This is a genomic window from Variovorax sp. P1_H2 (genome assembly GCF_056405295.1).
The window spans coordinates 45187-61944 of record NZ_JBFUCJ010000027.1; the positions used below are offsets into that span (position 1 = coordinate 45187).

Annotated in this window: 15 protein-coding genes and 1 pseudogene; 8 read left to right on the forward strand and 8 right to left on the reverse strand. The window is 67.0% G+C overall.

The features are described from left to right. Positions 1–5: 5 nt before the first annotated feature. The gene (locus tag AC1D2E_RS12225) at positions 6–515 is read right to left on the reverse strand and encodes an Hcp family type VI secretion system effector (RefSeq protein WP_478197664.1); all 510 of its coding nucleotides are present in this window, start codon (positions 513–515) and stop codon (positions 6–8) included. 337 nt (positions 516–852) lie between these two features. On the opposite strand from AC1D2E_RS12225, the gene AC1D2E_RS12230 reads away from it, so the two are divergent. The 7 genes from AC1D2E_RS12230 (at position 853) to AC1D2E_RS12260 (ending at position 8916) form a co-directional block, all read left to right on the forward strand. Continuing rightward, positions 853–1596: a helix-turn-helix transcriptional regulator gene (locus AC1D2E_RS12230; protein WP_478197665.1), complete on the forward strand. Its 744-nt coding sequence runs from the start codon at positions 853–855 to the stop codon at positions 1594–1596. A gap of 101 nt (positions 1597–1697) precedes the next feature. Further along, positions 1698–2573, forward strand: coding sequence for a branched-chain amino acid ABC transporter permease (locus AC1D2E_RS12235; RefSeq protein ID WP_478197651.1), 876 nt, complete (start codon positions 1698–1700; stop codon positions 2571–2573). Between the two features lie 10 nt (positions 2574–2583). Then, complete coding sequence (locus AC1D2E_RS12240) at positions 2584–3660, forward strand: branched-chain amino acid ABC transporter permease (RefSeq protein ID WP_478197652.1); 1077 nt, start codon at positions 2584–2586, stop codon at positions 3658–3660. Beyond that, complete coding sequence (locus tag AC1D2E_RS12245; protein ID WP_478197653.1) at positions 3657–4472, forward strand: ABC transporter ATP-binding protein; 816 nt, start codon at positions 3657–3659, stop codon at positions 4470–4472. Before AC1D2E_RS12240 ends, AC1D2E_RS12245 begins: the two co-directional genes overlap by 4 nt. Positions 4473–5055: 583 nt before the next feature. Further along, positions 5056–5829 carry an ABC transporter ATP-binding protein gene (locus AC1D2E_RS12250; protein WP_478197654.1) on the forward strand — a complete coding sequence of 258 codons (774 nt, stop codon included), beginning with the start codon at positions 5056–5058 and terminating at the stop codon, positions 5827–5829. Beyond that, a complete protein-coding gene (locus tag AC1D2E_RS12255) occupies positions 5826–7709 on the forward strand; it encodes an AMP-dependent synthetase/ligase (protein ID WP_478197655.1) in 1884 nt (627 codons plus the stop codon). The genes AC1D2E_RS12250 and AC1D2E_RS12255 overlap by 4 nt, the downstream gene beginning before the upstream one ends. Before the next feature lie 34 nt (positions 7710–7743). Further along, complete coding sequence (locus AC1D2E_RS12260; RefSeq protein ID WP_478197656.1) at positions 7744–8916, forward strand: ABC transporter substrate-binding protein; 1173 nt, start codon at positions 7744–7746, stop codon at positions 8914–8916. A 160-nt stretch (positions 8917–9076) separates the two neighbouring features. Here AC1D2E_RS12260 and AC1D2E_RS12265 read toward each other — a convergent pair whose 3' ends face one another. The 4 genes from AC1D2E_RS12265 to AC1D2E_RS12280 form a co-directional block, all read right to left on the reverse strand. Continuing rightward, entirely contained in the window at positions 9077–10588 is a 1512-nt protein-coding gene (locus tag AC1D2E_RS12265) for a tripartite tricarboxylate transporter permease (protein WP_478197657.1), read from the reverse strand. 10 nt (positions 10589–10598) lie between these two features. Continuing rightward, positions 10599–11087 (reverse strand): tripartite tricarboxylate transporter TctB family protein, encoded by a 489-nt coding sequence (locus AC1D2E_RS12270; RefSeq protein WP_478170950.1) that lies wholly within the window; start codon positions 11085–11087, stop codon positions 10599–10601. A gap of 151 nt (positions 11088–11238) precedes the next feature. Further along, positions 11239–11646 (reverse strand): RNA recognition motif domain-containing protein, encoded by a 408-nt coding sequence (locus AC1D2E_RS12275; RefSeq protein WP_478170951.1) that lies wholly within the window; start codon positions 11644–11646, stop codon positions 11239–11241. A 221-nt stretch (positions 11647–11867) separates the two neighbouring features. Then, on the reverse strand, positions 11868–12089 hold the full coding sequence (locus AC1D2E_RS12280; RefSeq protein ID WP_478197658.1) for a DUF3820 family protein: 222 nt from the start codon (positions 12087–12089) through the stop codon (positions 11868–11870). 75 nt (positions 12090–12164) lie between these two features. Between AC1D2E_RS12280 and AC1D2E_RS12285 the strand changes: the two genes are divergently transcribed. Then, positions 12165–13427: a DEAD/DEAH box helicase gene (locus tag AC1D2E_RS12285; protein ID WP_478197659.1), complete on the forward strand. Its 1263-nt coding sequence runs from the start codon at positions 12165–12167 to the stop codon at positions 13425–13427. On the opposite strand, the gene AC1D2E_RS12290 is transcribed toward AC1D2E_RS12285, so the two are convergent. From AC1D2E_RS12290 to AC1D2E_RS12300, 3 genes and pseudogenes are all read right to left on the reverse strand, one after another. After that, the gene (locus tag AC1D2E_RS12290; protein WP_478197660.1) at positions 13391–14572 is read right to left on the reverse strand and encodes a low temperature requirement protein A; all 1182 of its coding nucleotides are present in this window, start codon (positions 14570–14572) and stop codon (positions 13391–13393) included. The two genes, AC1D2E_RS12285 and AC1D2E_RS12290, sit on opposite strands and share 37 nt — an antisense overlap. Then, a complete protein-coding gene (locus AC1D2E_RS12295) occupies positions 14569–15729 on the reverse strand; it encodes an acyl-CoA dehydrogenase family protein (RefSeq protein WP_478197661.1) in 1161 nt (386 codons plus the stop codon). The genes AC1D2E_RS12290 and AC1D2E_RS12295 overlap by 4 nt, the downstream gene beginning before the upstream one ends. 77 nt (positions 15730–15806) lie before the next feature. Then, a pseudogene (locus AC1D2E_RS12300) lies at positions 15807–16697 on the reverse strand (Rossmann-fold NAD(P)-binding domain-containing protein); the annotation flags it as partial. Between the last annotated feature and the right edge of the window lie 61 nt (positions 16698–16758).

The window sequence follows — 16758 nt, forward strand, 5'->3', positions numbered from 1 at the left end:
CCTTTTYAAATCTCTCTGTTTGCTTGAATATCGAAAGCCGCCGACACGGTGCCATCGGAACCACCTTGCGCATTTTGAATGACATATTCTTGAGTCACTCGGGCAAAAGAGAGTCGAATCTCTTCTCTCAATCTCGGCATCGTTGTATAAAGCGAAGATGAGACGCCCGTGACAATGACATCGTTCATCGTCATCTTGAAATAATCGAGCGGCGAGCCTCCAGCTTTGCGAGCGACAAGCACGGCCGTTTCGATATGCTTGCCAGTCACGCAATATTTAAACAAATTGGGCGATGCGCGGTCGATGTAGTGGTCAAAGACTAAGTCCCCGACAGTCGCCTTCCCCGCGCCGCCACCGCTGCCGGAATGCATGCTGGATTTTTGAGTGATCTTCCAATCCCAGCACAGCACGTCAATTTCTCCGACATGCTTTGCATCCTGCGATTCGCCGTCAATTCCCGTCAACTTCAAAAAAGATCTCGCACTGCTCGTCCAATAGGCTTGCGCCGCGACCATGCGGCGTCGACCGCGATCCTGCCCAGGTACCGCAGTACCGACAAGCGGAACTTTCCCGCAAGCTGCCGCGAATTGGCTCGAAGCTTCTAAATTAGGGGAAGACCCTTGTCGGCGTAGGCTTGGTCGACCGAGTCGCATTCGATTCGAGCAATGAGTCATTGAACAGCTAGAGGGGAAAACCCCCGCGCCGCGGACGGCATTTTTCAAGCGTCCGCCGCTACGATCGACCCATGGCGACGCCGGCCACCGGGCCGGCCGTCGTTCAGCGGAGGAGACGGCATTGGTCAGCAGGCAAGCGAAGCGCGCGCCGCGCGGCAACGACCGCGACGAGCGCCTCATGTGGATCACCTCGCAGCGCGTGTTCTACGCCGGCCTGCTGGGCGCAGCCACGGAGCGCAGCATGGGCGGACACGGCGTCTATCTTTCGCCCGTCGGTGCGGTGCTGCGGATTCGCATCGGTGGCGGCGCCTGGCAGAGCGGCGAGCTGATGGTGGTACCGCCCCTGGTGCCGCACCAGATCGAGACCGAGCACCGCAGCATCCTGAATCTGCTGATCGAACCCGAATTCGTCGACCCGGCCCGCTTGCCGGATTTCCTCCGGCACTGCGGGCCAGCCGATGCGCCGGCCTTCGTGCAGCGCGTGCGCGACGTGCACGTGCAACTGGCCGAGGCCTCGGGACGCGAGAGCTTCGACCGCTTCGATTTCGACACGCTGTTCTTCGGTGCGCCGCTGGCGGCGCGGCCGCTCGACGCCCGCATCCGCGAGGTGATCGAATGCATCAACGCCGATCCGGCGGCGCCCACCTCGGCCGAGCAATGCGCTGCCTCGGTGGGGCTCTCGTTCTCCCGCTTCCTGCATCTGTTCAAGCAGGAGACCGGCCTGACCTTCCGCGCCTTCCGGGCCTGGAAGCGCGCCCGCAGCCTGCTGCGCCATGTGCGCCAGAGCAGCACGCTGACCGACATCGCGCTCGACACCGGCTATCCCGACTCGACCCATTTCAGCCACTCGATCCGGCAGGTCTACGGCCTGCGTCCCAGCGACATCCTGGCCGGATCGCGGCGGCTCGCCGTGCACCAATGAAGCGCGCGCGGAGCGCCGCGTGAAGAAGCCGATGCGGGACAACCCTCTGCGTCGCGGGGGCGAGTCACCGCTATAAACCGCGAAACCCGAACGAGACCTACTTGCAAATACTTCAGCTCCTGCTCTCAGGCATCGCACAAGGCTGCATCTATGGCCTGATCGCTCTGGGCTTCGTGCTGATCTACAAGGCCACCGAGACCGTGAGCTTCGCGCAGGGCGAGCTCATGATGGTCGGCGCCTTCTGCGCCTTCGCCGGCATGTCGCTGTTCGGACTGCCCTTCTGGCTGGCCGCGCTGCTGGCGGTGGCGGCGATGGTCGCCCTCGGCGTGCTGCTCGAACTGGTCGTGATCCGTCCGATCCTGGGCCAGCCGCAGTTCTCGATCGTGATGCTGACCATCGGCATCGGCTACGTGGCGCGCGGGCTGGTCACGATGATCCCGGGCATCGGCACCGAGACCCACACGCTGCCGGTGCCCTACAAGGACCAGATCTGGAAGCTGGGCGAGCTGGTCGTCAACCTCGAGCAGCTGGCCATCATCGTCGCTACCGCGGTGCTCTGCGGCCTGCTGTTCGCGATGTTCCGCTACAGCAAGCTCGGCATCGCGATGCAGGCCTCGTCGCAGAACCAGCTCGCGGCCTACTACATGGGCATTCCGGTGAAGCGCCTCAACGGACTGGTGTGGGGACTGGCCGCGGCGGTGGCGGCGATCGCCGGCATGCTGCTGGCGCCGATCACCTTCGTGCACGCCAACATGGGCTTCATCGGCCTCAAGGCCTTTCCGGCCGCGGTGGTGGGCGGCTTCGGCAGCCTGCCGGGCGCGATCGTCGGCGGCCTGGTGATCGGCATCGTCGAATCGTTCGCGGGCTTCTACCTGCCCGACGGCTTCAAGGACACGGCGCCCTACATCGTGGTGCTTGTGATGCTGATGGTGAAGCCCAACGGCCTCTTTGGCGAAAAACTGCGCAAGAAAGTCTAGGCCGTTCTTCATGCGCTACATCTTCAAGACCAGCTACTCGCAGGACATCGATCTCGCCAAGCACGGCGGCCACGTGTTCTGGTACAGCCTGCTCGGCGTGGCGCTGATCGCGGCGCCGTGGGTGGTGCCCGAGTACTGGCTGGCACAGCTGACCTTCGTGCTGATCTACGGCATCGTCGGCCTCGGCCTGATGCTGCTGGCCGGCTTCACGGGCCAGTTCTCGATCGGCCACGCGGCCTTCCTCGGCACCGGGGCCTACACGCAGGCGGTGCTGAGCAACATGGGGGTGCCGTTCCCGATCGCGCTGGTCGCGGCCGCGGCGCTGTCGGCGGCGGTCGGCGTGGTGGTGGCGCTGCCGGCCCTGCGCGTCAAGGGCATCTACCTCGGCATCGCGACGCTGGCCTTCGGCTTCATCGTCGAGGAGGTGTTCGCGCGCTGGGAGAGCGTCACCGGCGGCAACTCGGGGCTGCACGTGAAGTCGGCGAGCCTGTTCGGCTGGGAGCTGAACTCGAGCGAGAGCTTCTACCTGGTGTGCCTGGTCATCGCGGTGCTGTGCACGCTGGCCATCCTGAACCTGCTGCGCTCGCCCACCGGCCGCGCCTTCGTCGCCATTCGCGATTCCGAGATCTCGGCGCAGAGCATGGGCATCCACTTGGCGCGCTACAAGACGACGTCCTTCGCGATCTCGGCCGCGCTGGCCGGGCTCGGCGGCGCGCTGTACGCCCACAAGCTGAGCTTCATTTCGCCCGACCAGTTCAACATCCTGCAGTCGATCGACCTGCTGCTGCTGGTGGTGATCGGCGGGCTGGGCTCGGTGCATGGCGCCTTCCTGGGCGCGATCTTCCTGATAGCGATGCCGCAGCTGATCGCGTCGGCCAAGGACTGGCTGCCGGCCGCGATCGGCCAGGCGCCGGGCCTGCAGGGCCTGGTCTATGGGCTGGTGCTGATCGGCTTCGTGCTGTTCGAGCCGCTCGGCCTCTATGGACGCTGGCTCAAGGTGCGCACCTGGCTGCAGCTGTTCCCGTTCTACCGGCGCGGCCTGTTCAAGCGGCAGAAGTCCTTCACCAAGTCGGACCGACTCAGATGACGACATCCGACATCCTGCTTTCCGCCAGGGACCTGAGCGTGCGCTTCGGCGGCGTGCTGGCGGTCAACAAGGTCAGCTTCGAGGTCCGCCGCGGCGAGGTCTTCACGCTGATCGGTCCCAACGGCGCCGGCAAGACCACGGTGTTCAACCTGATCAGCCGCATCTACACGCCGACCACCGGCGAGATCGTCTGGCATGGCGGCGCTGCGCCGCTGGCGCTGACCGAGCAGGCGCCGCACGAGATCGCGGCGCTGGGCATTGCGCGCACCTTCCAGAACATCGAGCTGTTCGAACATGCGACCGTGCTGCACAACCTGCTGATCGGCCGCCACACGCACCGCCAGACCGGCTTCTGGAGCGAGGTGTTCTTCACCTCCGCCACCCGCCGCGCCGAGATCGAGGCGCGCGAGAAGGCCGAGCAGGTGATCGACCTGCTCGACCTGCAGCACCACCGCGACTCGATGGTCGCGGGCCTGCCCTACGGCGTGCGCAAGGTGGTCGAGCTGGCGCGGGCGCTGTGCACCGAACCCAAGCTGCTGCTGCTCGACGAGCCTTCGTCCGGCCTCAATGTCGAGGAGACGGCCGACATGGCCTTCTGGATCCAGGACATCCAGCAAGAGCTCGGCATCTCGGTGCTGATGGTGGAGCACGACATGTCGCTGGTGTCGAAGGTGTCGGACCGGGTGCTGGCGATGAACATGGGGGAGGCGCTGGCTTCCGGGACACCTTTGGAGGTGCAGTCGGATGCGAAGGTGATCGAGGCGTATCTGGGTACCGTGGATGACGTGAGCAGCTTGCGGAGGGCTGCTTGATGTCTTCTTCGTTGTCTTCGGGGCGGGCGCCCGGCACGCGGTACGGGCCAGTCGACCCCACTGCGCCGGCCCTTCGGGCTCCCTTGCGGTGCTCGCTTCAGGCGGGGTCCGCGCAAACTCGCTGCGCTCAAACTCGCGCGGCCCTTTTTGGTATCCGCATAACTTCGCTGCGCGAAGTGAGCGGATCCCCGCTTCGCGAGCCGCCTGAAGCTGCGCTCCTCAGCGGCGCAGAGGGGATCGCCCGTCCCGCACCGCATGCCGGGCTTCGGGGGTGTGCGACGCGGGCAGGCGCCTCCAACGTCAGAGACCTGCGCGCCCATCGACCGTCGAGGCGGACAGTTCGCCCCCAGCGTGTCAGCGGCGGTGGGCGGTATGCCCCGGGCCGGCCGTTGAGGCACCGCCGAGCAGCGCAGCGGTACGCGGATCAGGGCTCGCGACTGTTTGAGCGAAGCGAGTTTGAGCGAGACCCCGCGTACCGTGAGCAGCGCAGGGCAGCCGCGAAGCGGCCGGTGACGTCGGCCGGTCCGGGGCATACCGCCCGCCGCCGGCCCCCCGGACACACCGCGTCGGAGGTTTGTGTCTCATGACCGACGTCGTCCTCCAGCTCCTCAACGTCGAAAGCGCCTACGGCCCCATCAAGGCCATCCGCGGCGTCAGCCTCAAGGTGCGGGCCGGCGAGATCGCCACGGTGCTTGGCTCCAACGGCGCCGGCAAGACCACCATCCTCAAGACCATCTCGGGCATCATCGATCCGCGCAAGGGCAGCATCGAGTTCAAGGGAAAGAACATCACCGCCCAGGACCCGGCCCACATCGTCCAGCAGGGCCTGAGCCATGTGCCGGAAGGCCGCGAAGTCTTCCCGCTGCTGTCGGTCAAGGACAACCTCCTGATGGGCGCCTACACCCGCCGTGACCGCGACGGCGTCGCGCGCGACATCGAGACCGTGTTCGGCTACTTCCCGATCCTCAGGGAGCGCGCCACGCAGGACGCCGGCCTGCTCTCGGGCGGCCAGCAGCAGATGCTGGCCATCTCGCGCGCCATCATGGCGGCGCCGCACCTGATCCTGCTCGACGAACCCAGCCTCGGCCTCTCGCCCAAGCTCACCAAGGAGATCTTCGAGATCGTGGTGCGCATCAATCGCGAGCGCGGCACCACCATCCTCTTGGTCGAGCAGAACGCCAACATGGCGCTCAATGCCTCCGACTACGGCTACGTGCTCGAAAACGGCCGCATCGTGATGGAAGACACCTGCGAGCGGCTGCGCGAGAAGGAGGACATCAAGGAGTTCTACCTCGGCCTCAAGGACGACGGCGTGCGCGGCGAGCGGCGCTGGAAAAAGAAGAAGACCTGGAGATGACCCACGCCATGCACGCCAAGGCACCCGCCGGCCTCTGGGACCTGGGCCGGATTCAATCGCGCACCGACATCGTGGTGCCCGGCGAGACCCTGGCCGCGATGTTCTGGAACGCCGCCCGCCTGCGCGGCGACAGCGTCTGGATGCGGCAGAAGAAGCTCGGCATCTGGCGCAGCTGGAACTGGAAGCAGACCGCCGACGCGGTCGCCGAGATCGCCGGCGGCCTGATGGCGATCGGCTTCGCGCCGCACGCGTGCGCCTCGATCCTGTCGAACACCGTGATCGAATGGGTGCTCTGCGACCTCGCGGTGCTGAGCTGCGGCGGCGTGGCCAACGGCATCTATCCGACCGACGCCGCCTCGCAGGTGCACTACCTCTGCGAGGACTCGCGCACCACCGTGCTCTTCGTCGAGGACGACGAGCAGCTCGACAAGGCGCTCGCGGTCCGCGCCGGCCTGCCGCTGCTGCGCAAGATCGTGGTCTTCGACATGGAGGGCCTGCGCGACCTGCACGATGACGACGTCATCAGCCTGGACGCCCTGCGCGCGCTCGGCCGCGACTACAACAAGGCCCATCCGCAGGAGCTCGAGCAGCGCGTCGCCGGCTGCCGGCCCGAGGACCTGGCCATCCTGGTCTACACCTCGGGCACCACCGGCAAGCCCAAGGGCGCGATGCACAGCCACCGCGGCCTGGTCTACACGACGCGCGGCTACAACACGCTGGTGGCGCAGGACGAGCACGACGAGCGCATGTGCTTCCTGCCGCTGTGCCACATCGCCGAGCGCATGGGCGGCGAGTACTTCGCGATGTACACCGGCTCGATCCTCAACTTCGTCGAGAACCCCGAGACCGTGCCCGAGAACGTGCGCGAGATCGCACCGACCGTGTTCACCGCGGTGCCGCGCGTGTGGGAGAAGTTCTATTCGGGCGTGATGATCGCGCTCAAGGAAGCCAGCCGCGTGCAGCAGGCCGCCTATGCGTGGAGCATCGGCGTCGGCACCACCATCGCCGATCGCGTGCTGGCCGGGCAGCCGGTCGGCGCTGTACTGCGCTTCAAGTTCCGCATCGCGCGCTGGCTGGCCCTGGACAACGTGCGCAAGCTGATCGGCATCCACCGCGCCCGCTTCCTCGTCACCGGCGCGGCGCCGATCTCGCCCGAKCTCGTGAAGTGGTACCTCGCGCTCGGCGTGCCGATGCTGGAGGTCTGGGGCATGACCGAATCCTGCGGCGCCGCCACCGGCGTGCCGGCGGCGCGCATCAAGCCGGGCGCCATCGGTCCGGCCGCGGGCTACAACGAGGTGCGGCTCGATCCCGCGACGGGCGAGATCCTGGTGCGCGGCACCAATGTCTTCATGGGCTACCTGAACCTGCCCGAGAAGACCGCCGAGACCATCGACGCCGAGGGCTGGCTGCACACCGGCGACGTCGGCACGGTCGACGGGGACGGGTATTTCCGCATCACCGACCGCATGAAGGACATCATCATCACGGCAGGCGGCAAGAACATCACGCCGAGCGAGCTCGAGAACGAGCTCAAGTTCAGCCCCTACATCACCGACGCGGTGGTGATCGGCGATGCAAAGCCCTACCTCAGCGTGATCATCATGATCGACCAGGAGAACGTCGAGAAATTCGCCCAGGACCATGACGTGCCCTTCAGCAACTACCAGAGCCTGACGCGCGCGCAGGAGGTCCAGGACCTGATCCAGGCCGAACTCGATCGCGTCAATGCCAAGTTCGCGCGGGTCGAGCAGATCAAGAAGTTCTTCCTGCTCGAGACCCAGCTCAGCGCCGAGGACGAGGAACTGACCCCGACCATGAAGCTCAAGCGCAAGCTGGTGCAGGCCAAGTATGCCGACCGCATCGACGCCATGTACGCGTAGCCCAATCATTCGACCACCTAGAGGAGACAACCGTATGAAGACCCAGACACTGTTCCCCCTGGCCGCCGCGGCGGGTCTCGCGCTGGGCTCCGGCCTGGCCAGCGCGCAGCAGCAGGGCGTGAGCAAGGACGAGATCCGCGTCGGCACGATCCAGGATCTCTCCGGCCCGCTGGCCGGCTTCGGCAAGCAGTCGCGCAACGGCATGCAGCTCGCGGTGGACGAACTCAACGAGCAGGGCAGCATCCACGGCCGCAAGCTCAAGCTCTACGTCGAGGATTCGGGCTACGACCCCAAGAAGGCGGTGCTGGCGGCGCAGAAGCTGGTCAACCAGGAAAAGATCTTCATCATGGCGGGCCACATCGGCACCGCCCAGAACATGGCGGCGATGCCGGTGCAGTTCGAGAAGAACATCGTCAATTTCTTCCCGATCACGGCGGCGCGCGAGATGTACGAGCCGCTCAACCGGCTCAAGTATTCCTTCGCCGCGACCTACTACGACCAGATCCGCATGGCGCTGCCGAGGATGATCAAGGACAAGGGCGCCAAGAAAGTCTGCACCATCTACCAGGACGACGAATTCGGCCTCGAGGTGCAGCGCGGCGCCGAGGCCGGCCTGAAGGCGGTGGGCATGGAACTGGCCGAGAAGACCTCCTTCAAGCGCGGGGCGACCGACTTCTCCTCCCAGGTGGCCAAGATGAAGGCCGCCAACTGCGACCTGGTGGTGCTCGGTACCATCATCCGCGAGACCATCGGCACCGTCGGCGAGGCGCGCAAGACCGGCTTCAACCCGACCTTCCTGGGCTCCAGCGCGGCCTACACCGACCTGATCCACAAGCTCGGCGGCAAGCCGATGGACGGCATCTACGCCACCATGACGGTGCAGAACCCCTACACCGACGAGCAGTCCCAGCCGCTGCGCTTCTGGGCCAACAAGTACAAGACCAAGTTCAACGAGGACCCGACCGTGTTCTCGGTCTACGGCTACATGATCGTGCAGTCCTTCATCCAGGCAGCGAACAAGGCCGGCCCGAACCTGACGACCGACAGCTTCATCAAGGCCATGGACAGCAGCACCTTCGAGCCCGACATGTTCGGCAGCTCGAAGATGACCTTCTCGGCCACCAAGCGCCTGGGCAACGACCAGTCGCGGCTGTCGCAGATCGTCGACGGCAAGTGGAAGGTGGTGTCGGACTACCTGGCACCGTAGATGTTGCTCGCCCCCAGGTTGCCCGCACTTCGTGCCGGGCGCCCACCCCCTACCGGGGGGTGCCGTCCACGGCCCGGCGAAGCCGGTTCCGTGACGGCCCACGAACAGGCGCGCTACGCGCAACCGAAGAACAGGCGAACCGCCGCTCTCCGGCCGACGCCTATTCCTCTACAAAAGCTTCTTCCCGCTTTGCCTTGATCGACGGCAGCAAGACGATCCCCAGCAGCAGGCAGGCCGCGATCAGCAGCCCGGCCGACAGCGGACGCGTCACGAACACGCTCCAGGTGCCGCGCGACAGCAGCAGCGCACGGCGCAGGTTCTCTTCCATCATCGGCCCGAGGATGAAACCCAGCAGCAGCGGCGCCGGCTCGGTCCTGAGCTTGATGAACAGATAGCCGATGAAGCCGAAGGCCGCCACCATCCAGATGTCGAAGGTGTTGTTGTTGGTCGAGTACACGCCGATCGCGCAGAACAGCACGATCGCCGGGAACAGGAACTTGTAGGGCACCGTCAACAGCTTGATCCACATGCCGATCAGCGGCAGGTTCAGGATGATCAGCATCGCGTTGCCGATCCACATCGAGGCGATCAGGCCCCAGAACAGCTCGGGGTTGCTGGTCATGACCTGCGGGCCGGGCTGGATGTTGTGGATCGTCATCGCGCCGACCATCAGCGCCATCACCGCGTTGGGCGGAATGCCCAAGGTCAAGAGCGGAATGAAGGAGGTCTGGGCGCCGGCGTTGTTGGCCGACTCGGGCGATGCCACCCCGCGGATGTTGCCCTTGCCGAAGGGAACTTCGCCTGGGCGCATCTTGATCTTCTTCTCGAGCGCGTAGGCCGCGAACGAGGCCAGCAGCGCACCACCGCCCGGCAGGATGCCCAGCGCGGAGCCCAGTGCCGTGCCGCGAAGCACGGCCGGCGCCATGCGCTTGAAGTCGTCCTTGGTCGGGAACAGGCCCTTGACCTCGGAGGTGAATACCTCGCGCTCCTCGTCGGGCTGCGACAGGTTGCCGATGATCTCGCCGTAACCGAAGACGCCCATCGCGATCACGACGAAGCCGATGCCGTCGGTCAGTTCGGGGATGTCGAAGCTGAAGCGCGCCACGCCCGAGTTGACGTCGGTGCCGACGATGCCGAGCAGCAGGCCCAGCACGATCATCGCCACGGCCTTGAGCAGCGAGCCCGAGGCCAGCACCACGGCGCCGATCAGGCCCAGCACCATCAGCGAGAAGTACTCGGCCGGGCCGAACTTGAAGGCCAGCTCGGTCAGCGGCGGCGCGAAGGCGGCCAGGATCAGCGTGCCGACGCAGCCGGCGAAGAAGGAGCCCAGGCCCGCCGCAGCGAGCGCAGGCCCCGCGCGTCCCTGCCGCGCCATCTGGTAGCCGTCGATGCAAGTTACGACCGAGGACGATTCACCGGGCAGGTTGACCAGGATGGCGGTGGTGGAGCCGCCGTACTGGGCGCCGTAGTAGATGCCGGCCAGCATGATCAGCGCGGAGACCGGCGGCAGCGCGTAGGTGGCCGGCAGCAGCATCGCGATGGTGGCGACCGGGCCGATGCCCGGCAGCACGCCGATCAGGGTTCCCAGGATACAGCCGACCAGGCAGTACAGCAGGTTGGTGAAGGTGAAGGCGACGCCGAAGCCGAGCGCGAGGTTGTGAAACAGTTCCATGGCGGTGTCCTCAGCCCGAAATGAAGGTGGGCCAGACCTGGATCTGCAACTTGAGCGCCCAGATGAACGCCACGTAGCTGCCTGCCGCAAGGATGGTCGAGAGAACCAGCACGTCGCGCAGCTTGAAGTGCTCGCCCGCGAGGCTGGAGATGATGGTCAGCGCGTAGATCGCGATGATCATGCCCATGGCCGGCACGCCGATGCTCGGCAGTCCGCCCAGCAGCACGCCGAAGGCGAGGTTGGCCACGATGACGAAGAACAGCGGCTTCCAGGCCCATTTGCCGATCGGGTCGCCGTCGACCGTCTCGACCACCAGCGACTGGAACATGACAAGGGCGCCAAGGACGGCCAGCAGGATGCCCAGCATGAGCGGGAAGTAGCCGGGCCCCATGCGGGCCCCGTCGCCGATGTTGTAGGTGGTGGCGCCCACGGCGAACGCCGCCCCCACCGCCGTGAACATGACTCCCGAATAGAAGTCAGCCTGACTCTTGATGCGCATTGTCTCGACCCTCGTTGATGTGCCTTCGAGGGTCGTCGCCAGCACCTGACCGTGAGCTGACCACGGCCGTACGGACTTCCACGTACCGGGTTCCGCCCGCCAACGAAAAAGGCTCCCGAAGGAGCCTTTCTAGCTGAAAGCAGGGGAGGGCTTAGTAGCCGCCGCGGCCACCGCCGCCGCCGCCGTAGCCGCCACCGCCGCTGCGGTTGCCGCCACCGCCGCCGCCGTAGCCACCACCGCCGCCGCCGTAGCCACCGCCACCACCGCTGCGGCCACCACCGCCGCCGCCGAAGCCGCCGGGCGAACGGGGCTCCATCGGACGGGCTTCATTGACGGTCAGGCTGCGGCCGTCGAGTGCTTGGCCGTTCAGGCCTTCGATGGCTGCCAGCGCTTCCGCGTCGGTGCCCATTTCGACGAAGCCGAAGCCCTTGGAGCGACCGCTGTCGCGTTCCATCATGACCTTGGCGCTGGCGACCGAACCGTACTGGCTGAAAGCCTGCTCGAGGTCGTTGTCGCGGATGGAGTAGGCGAGGTTGCCTACGTAGAGTTTCTTGCCCATGGAGGGACTCCTAATCAAACCAAAAAAACAAAGCGATGGAGTCCCAGAATCACAACAAACAAATGGCGCTGTGGCGCGAAACTGACCGATCACCGGTTCACGATTCCGGCTTGGAATTGCCAGAAACGCTTCAGCATTGTCATGCACAAATGAGTTTCTGGGTGAATTTCTTCTTGAATTTTTCGTTTATTTGATGCTGCAACGCAAAAAATGAGGCGATTTCAACCCGGCGGCCTGCGGCGAAGCGGATTGAGGAGCGCCTTCAGGCCGTTGTGGTCGATTTCGTGCATCAGGCTCAGCAGGCGGCCGATTTCCCCCGGCGGAAAACCCTCGCGGGCGAACCACGTGAGGTAGTTTCCCGGCAGGTCGGCGATCAGGCGGCCCTTGTACTTGCCGAAGGGCATTTCGCGGCTCACGAGCTTTTCCAGGTCTTCCGGGTTCATGGTGGCTATGCTCCTCGATCTCTGCGGCGTCCGCCGCTCCTGTTCGTCCATCGGCCCTTCGCGGGCCCTCCGCCCATGCCATTCCAATCCCTGGGACTCGATCCTTCCCTGGTGCGCGCCGCCTCTGAAAAGGGCTACCGCGCGCCGACCGCCATCCAGGTCGAGGCCATTCCCGCGATCCTCCAGGGGCGTGACCTGCTGGGCGCGGCGCAGACGGGCTCCGGCAAGACCGCCGCATTCTCGCTGCCCCTGCTGCAGCGGATCGTGGGTGCGGGCCGGCCGTCGCCGCGCCGGCTCCAGGCGCTGATCCTGGTGCCCACGCGCGAGCTTGCGGCCCAGGTGGGCGAGTCGATGCGCAGCCTGGCGCAGCACCTGCCGGTGCCGGTGAAGATCGCGGTGGCCTTCGGCGGCGTCTCGATCAACCCGCAGCTGATGGCGCTGCGCGGCGGGGCCGACCTCATGATCGCGACGCCGGGGCGGCTGCTCGACCTGGTCGAGCACCGGGCGCTCCGGCTGTCCTCGGTCGCCACGCTGGTGCTCGACGAGGCCGACCGGCTGTTCGACCTGGGCTTCGCCGAGGAACTGGGCCGCATCCTCGCGCTGCTGCCGGCGCGGCGCCAGAACCTGCTGTTCTCTGCCACCTTTCCGGCCGCGATCCAGTCGCTGGCCGACGGGCTGCTGCACGATCCGGTGCGCATCGAGATCGAGTCCGGGGCGGCCGAGGAACCGGCGATCCAGCAGCGCGCGATCGAGGTCGATGCGAGCCGGCGCACGCAGCTGCTGCGCCAACTGGTCAAGGACAGCGGCTGGACCCGCGTGCTGGTCTTCGTCGCCACCAAGCATGCGTCGGAGGTCGTCGCCGACAAGCTGCGCCGGGCCGGCATCGAGGCCGAGCCCTTCCATGGCGTGCTGAGCCAGGGCAAGCGCACGCAGGTGCTGGCCGACTTCAAGGCCTCCCGGGTGCCGGTGGTGGTGGCCACCGACCTGGCCGCCCGCGGCATCGACGTCGCGCAGCTGCCGGTGGTGGTGAACTACGACCTGCCGCGTTCGGCGGTCGACTACCTGCACCGCATCGGCCGCACCGGCCGGGCCGGCGCGAGCGGTGTCGCCGTGAGCTTCGTCAGCGCCGATTCGGAAGCCCACTTCAGGCTGATCGAGAAGCGCCAGGGCCTGAACGTGCCGCGCGAGCGGGTGGCCGGCTTCGAGCCGACCGAGACCGCCGCGCCGCTGCCGGCCGGCGAGCCGGGTACAGGCGGCGTCAAGGGCAAGCGGCCGAGCAAGAAGGACAAGCTGCGCGCGCTTCAGGCCCGGGCCGGAAGCGCCGAGCGCGACCGGTAGGTGTCCCAGGCGGCCACGGCCAGGATGACGCCGGTGGTCAGCACGTTCATTGTCAGCAGGTCGAGTCGCGAGGCGCCGGCCGCCAGCGCCGCGGTCGCCGCCATGCCGACCGCGTGCGAGGCCGGGAAGGCGCCGTACACGATGCGCTTGTAGAGGCCGTTGCCCAGCAGGTAGGTCAGCGGCGCGCCGACCATCACGATCAGCTCGGACAGCGCCATGTGGCCATGCGGATGCGCGATCACGAGTTCGTTGCCGACGGCGGTGACGATGATGCCGCCGACGATCAGCACATGCACGTAGTGGAAGTGCGCGCCGATGCGCCCCGGGTCGTCCGAGTGGGCGATGACATGGCTGCCGTGCTCGCTGCTGGTGTCGAAGTAGAGCCACCACATCGCCAGGCTGCCGGCGAAGGCGCAGAGGAAGGCGACGGTCGACAGCGTTCCCAGGCTCTGGGTCTTGGCGAAGGTGTCGCCGGTCAGCAGGATCGATTCGCCCAGCGCCATGATGACGAACAGCTGGCAGCGCTCGGCCAGATGGCCGCCCTCGATGGTCCAGTCGGCGGTGCGCGAGCGGCCGAGGCCCGGCAGCCGGAAGCCGAACATCGGCGAGACGTACTCGCAGGCGATCGCCATCGCCCACAGGCCGAGGCGGGACGGCCCGGTGGCGATCGCGCCGGCGATCCAGAACACCGCGGCAATGCAGTTCCAGCCGAGGATGCGCCGGAAGTTCGCCGCCAGCGCATGCTGCTTGTGCAGCAGGAGGCAGATGAACAGCGAGCGGCCGACCTGAATCGCGACGAAGGCGGCGGCGAAGACCTTCGCGCGCTCGGCGAAGGCGCCGGGAATCGCGGCCGACATCACGAGGCCGGCCAGCATCACGCCGAACAGCAGGAGCCGGATCGGTGCCGCCCGGGGATCGAACCAGTTGGTCACCCAGCAGGTGTACTGCCAGCCCAGCCAGACCGCGAACCAGAGCAGCAGGGTCTGGAGCGCGCCGAGCGGCGTCAGGTGACCCAGCAGGTAGTGCGACAGCTGCGTGACCGCGAAGACGTAGACCAGGTCGAAGAACAGTTCTTCGAAGGTGACCCTGGCTTCGTCGCCGTCGCGGCGGCGCAGGGCGGGGTGGTGGGCGCTGTGCTCCGTCATTCCCGCGGCGGCCGTTTCGCGATGCCCATCGTCTTCGCCAGGATGCCGAGCATGACCTCGTCGGCGCCGCCGCCGATCGAGGCCAGCCGGCCGTCGCGGTACAGGCGCGAGACCCGGTTCTCCCAGGTGAAGCCCATGCCGCCCCAGAACTGCAGGCAGGTGTCGGAGACCTCGCGCGTGAGGCGGCCGGTCTTGAGCTTGGCCATCGAGGCCAGCTCGGTCACGTCCTGGCCCTGCACGTGCAGGTCGCAGGCGCGGTAGGTGAGGGCACGCAGGGCTTCGACCTCGGTCTTGAGCTCGGCCAGCTTGAACTGCACCCACTGCTGGTCGGCCAAGGTGCCGCCGAAGAGCTTGCGCTGCTGCGCCCATTCGATGGTGTCGGCGATGCATTCGTCGAGCGGCACCAGCGAGCTGGCGGCGCACCACAGGCGCTCTTCCTGGAACTGCTGCATCTGGTAGACGAAGCCCTGACCCTCCTCGCCGATGCGATAGCGCTGCGGCACCCGCACGTTGTCGAAGTAGATCAGGCCGGTGTCGCTCGAATGCATGCCGATCTTGCGGATCTTCTGCGCCTTCTCGATGCCGGGGCTGTCCATCGGCACCATGACGAGCGACTTGTTGCGGTGCGCCGGGCCGTCGCTGGTGTTGACCAGCATGCACATCCAGTCGGCCTGCAGGCTGTTGGTGATCCACATCTTCTGGCCGCTGATGAGGTAGTCGCCGCCGTCCTTGCGCGCRTGGCTCTTGAGGCCGGCGACGTCGCTGCCGGCGCCGGGCTCGCTGACGCCGATGCAGCCGACGGTCTGGCCGGCGATGGCCGGCGCCAGGAACTCGCGCCGCAGTTCGTCGCTGCCGAAGCGCGCCAGCGCGGGGGTGCACATGTCGGTCTGCACGCCGATGGCCATCGGCACGCCGCCGCAGCGCACGTGGCCCAGCGCCTCGGCCATCGCCATCGCGTAGGAGTAGTCGAGGCCGGCGCCGCCGTATGCCTCGGGCTTGTTGAGGCCCAGCAGGCCGAGCGCGCCGAGCCGGGCGAACACCGCGTGGGCCGGGAAGGCCTCGGCGGCTTCCCATTCGTCGACGTGCGGGTTGATCTCCTGGTCGATGAAGCGGCGCATCGTCTTCTGGATCTCGAGGTGTTCGTGCGTGTAGTTCAAGGCCTGTCTCCGGTCGGTCCTGTGGTCAGTGTCGATCACTCTAGGGCGACCCGGACCGCCGCGCTTGCGGGAAGTGGCTAGCTGCGGCTTTCGGCGAGCGCGGCCGCGGCGGCTGCCGGCCCCAGGCAACCCAGTCCCTCGAGCGTGGCCGCGACGGCCTGGTCGAGCGGCGTGTGCGCTTCGCTGCCGAGCAGCGCCCGCAGCCGCCCGCTGCGCAGGCGCACCGGCTGCTGCCAGAGGTAGCGCATCTCGCGCAGCTCGCGGAACACGGGCACGACCGGCGAGCCCAGCGCCAGCAGCCACCAGGGGAAGCGCTTCACCGGTAGCTCGGCGTCGCCGCTGGCGTGCCGGATCGCGGCCTGCATGCGGGTGCCGTCGGCATCCCAGTGGCCTTCCATGTGGACGCGCTCGAAGGCCTGCAGGGAGGCCTCGCGCTCGACCAGTTGCGCGATGGTCTCGGCGACGTCGGGCAGGCAGGCCCACTGGTGGCCGACGCCCTGTCGCGCCGGGTCGGTGATGGCGGCCAGCGGCCGGCCGGGCTTCACCAGGCCCTGCGAGAACCAGTTGTTGCCCGCGCGCGGACCGAAGAAGTCGCCGGCCCGCACGATCAGCGTGCGCACGCCGCGATCGGCCGCTGCTCGAAGGCGTTCCTCCATCTCGACCCGGATCGCGCCCTTGCGCGTCCGCGGATGCTGCGGCGCGTCCTCGGCGATGTCCGGGAAGGCATCGGGCCCGTAGTTGTAGACCGTGCCGGGCAGCACGATGCGGGCGCCCGAGGCCTCCGCCGCGCGGATCGTGCTGTCGAGCATCGGCAGCACCAGCGCGCCCCAGTTCCGGTAGCCGGGCGGATTGACCGCGTGGACGATCAGCGTTGCGCCGCGGGCGGCGGCGATCACGCTGTCGGCGTCCATGGCGTCGCCCGCCACCCATTGCGGGCGCGCGGCGCCGGCCGGCCACCGGGCGGCTGCCCCGGCCGGGTCGCGAGCAGTCTCTTATACACATCTGACGCTGCCGACGACCGTTCCAGTG

Bases quoted from the DNA above. Each gene is read 5' to 3' on its own strand.
- AC1D2E_RS12250 (WP_478197654.1), top strand. From the start codon at position 5,056: ATGACCGACGTCGTCCTCCAGCTCCTCAACGTCGAAAGCGCCTACGGC.
- AC1D2E_RS12260 (WP_478197656.1), top strand. From the start codon at position 7,744: ATGAAGACCCAGACACTGTTCCCCCTGGCCGCCGCGGCGGGTCTCGCG.
- AC1D2E_RS12285 (WP_478197659.1), top strand. From the start codon at position 12,165: ATGCCATTCCAATCCCTGGGACTCGATCCTTCCCTGGTGCGCGCCGCC.
- AC1D2E_RS12230 (WP_478197665.1), top strand. From the start codon at position 853: ATGTGGATCACCTCGCAGCGCGTGTTCTACGCCGGCCTGCTGGGCGCA.
- AC1D2E_RS12240 (WP_478197652.1), top strand. From the start codon at position 2,584: ATGCGCTACATCTTCAAGACCAGCTACTCGCAGGACATCGATCTCGCC.
- AC1D2E_RS12265 (WP_478197657.1), bottom strand. From the start codon at position 10,588: ATGGAACTGTTTCACAACCTCGCGCTCGGCTTCGGCGTCGCCTTCACC.
- AC1D2E_RS12275 (WP_478170951.1), bottom strand. From the start codon at position 11,646: ATGGGCAAGAAACTCTACGTAGGCAACCTCGCCTACTCCATCCGCGAC.
- AC1D2E_RS12290 (WP_478197660.1), bottom strand. From the start codon at position 14,572: ATGACGGAGCACAGCGCCCACCACCCCGCCCTGCGCCGCCGCGACGGC.
- AC1D2E_RS12270 (WP_478170950.1), bottom strand. From the start codon at position 11,087: ATGCGCATCAAGAGTCAGGCTGACTTCTATTCGGGAGTCATGTTCACG.
- AC1D2E_RS12245 (WP_478197653.1), top strand. From the start codon at position 3,657: ATGACGACATCCGACATCCTGCTTTCCGCCAGGGACCTGAGCGTGCGC.
- AC1D2E_RS12280 (WP_478197658.1), bottom strand. From the start codon at position 12,089: ATGAACCCGGAAGACCTGGAAAAGCTCGTGAGCCGCGAAATGCCCTTC.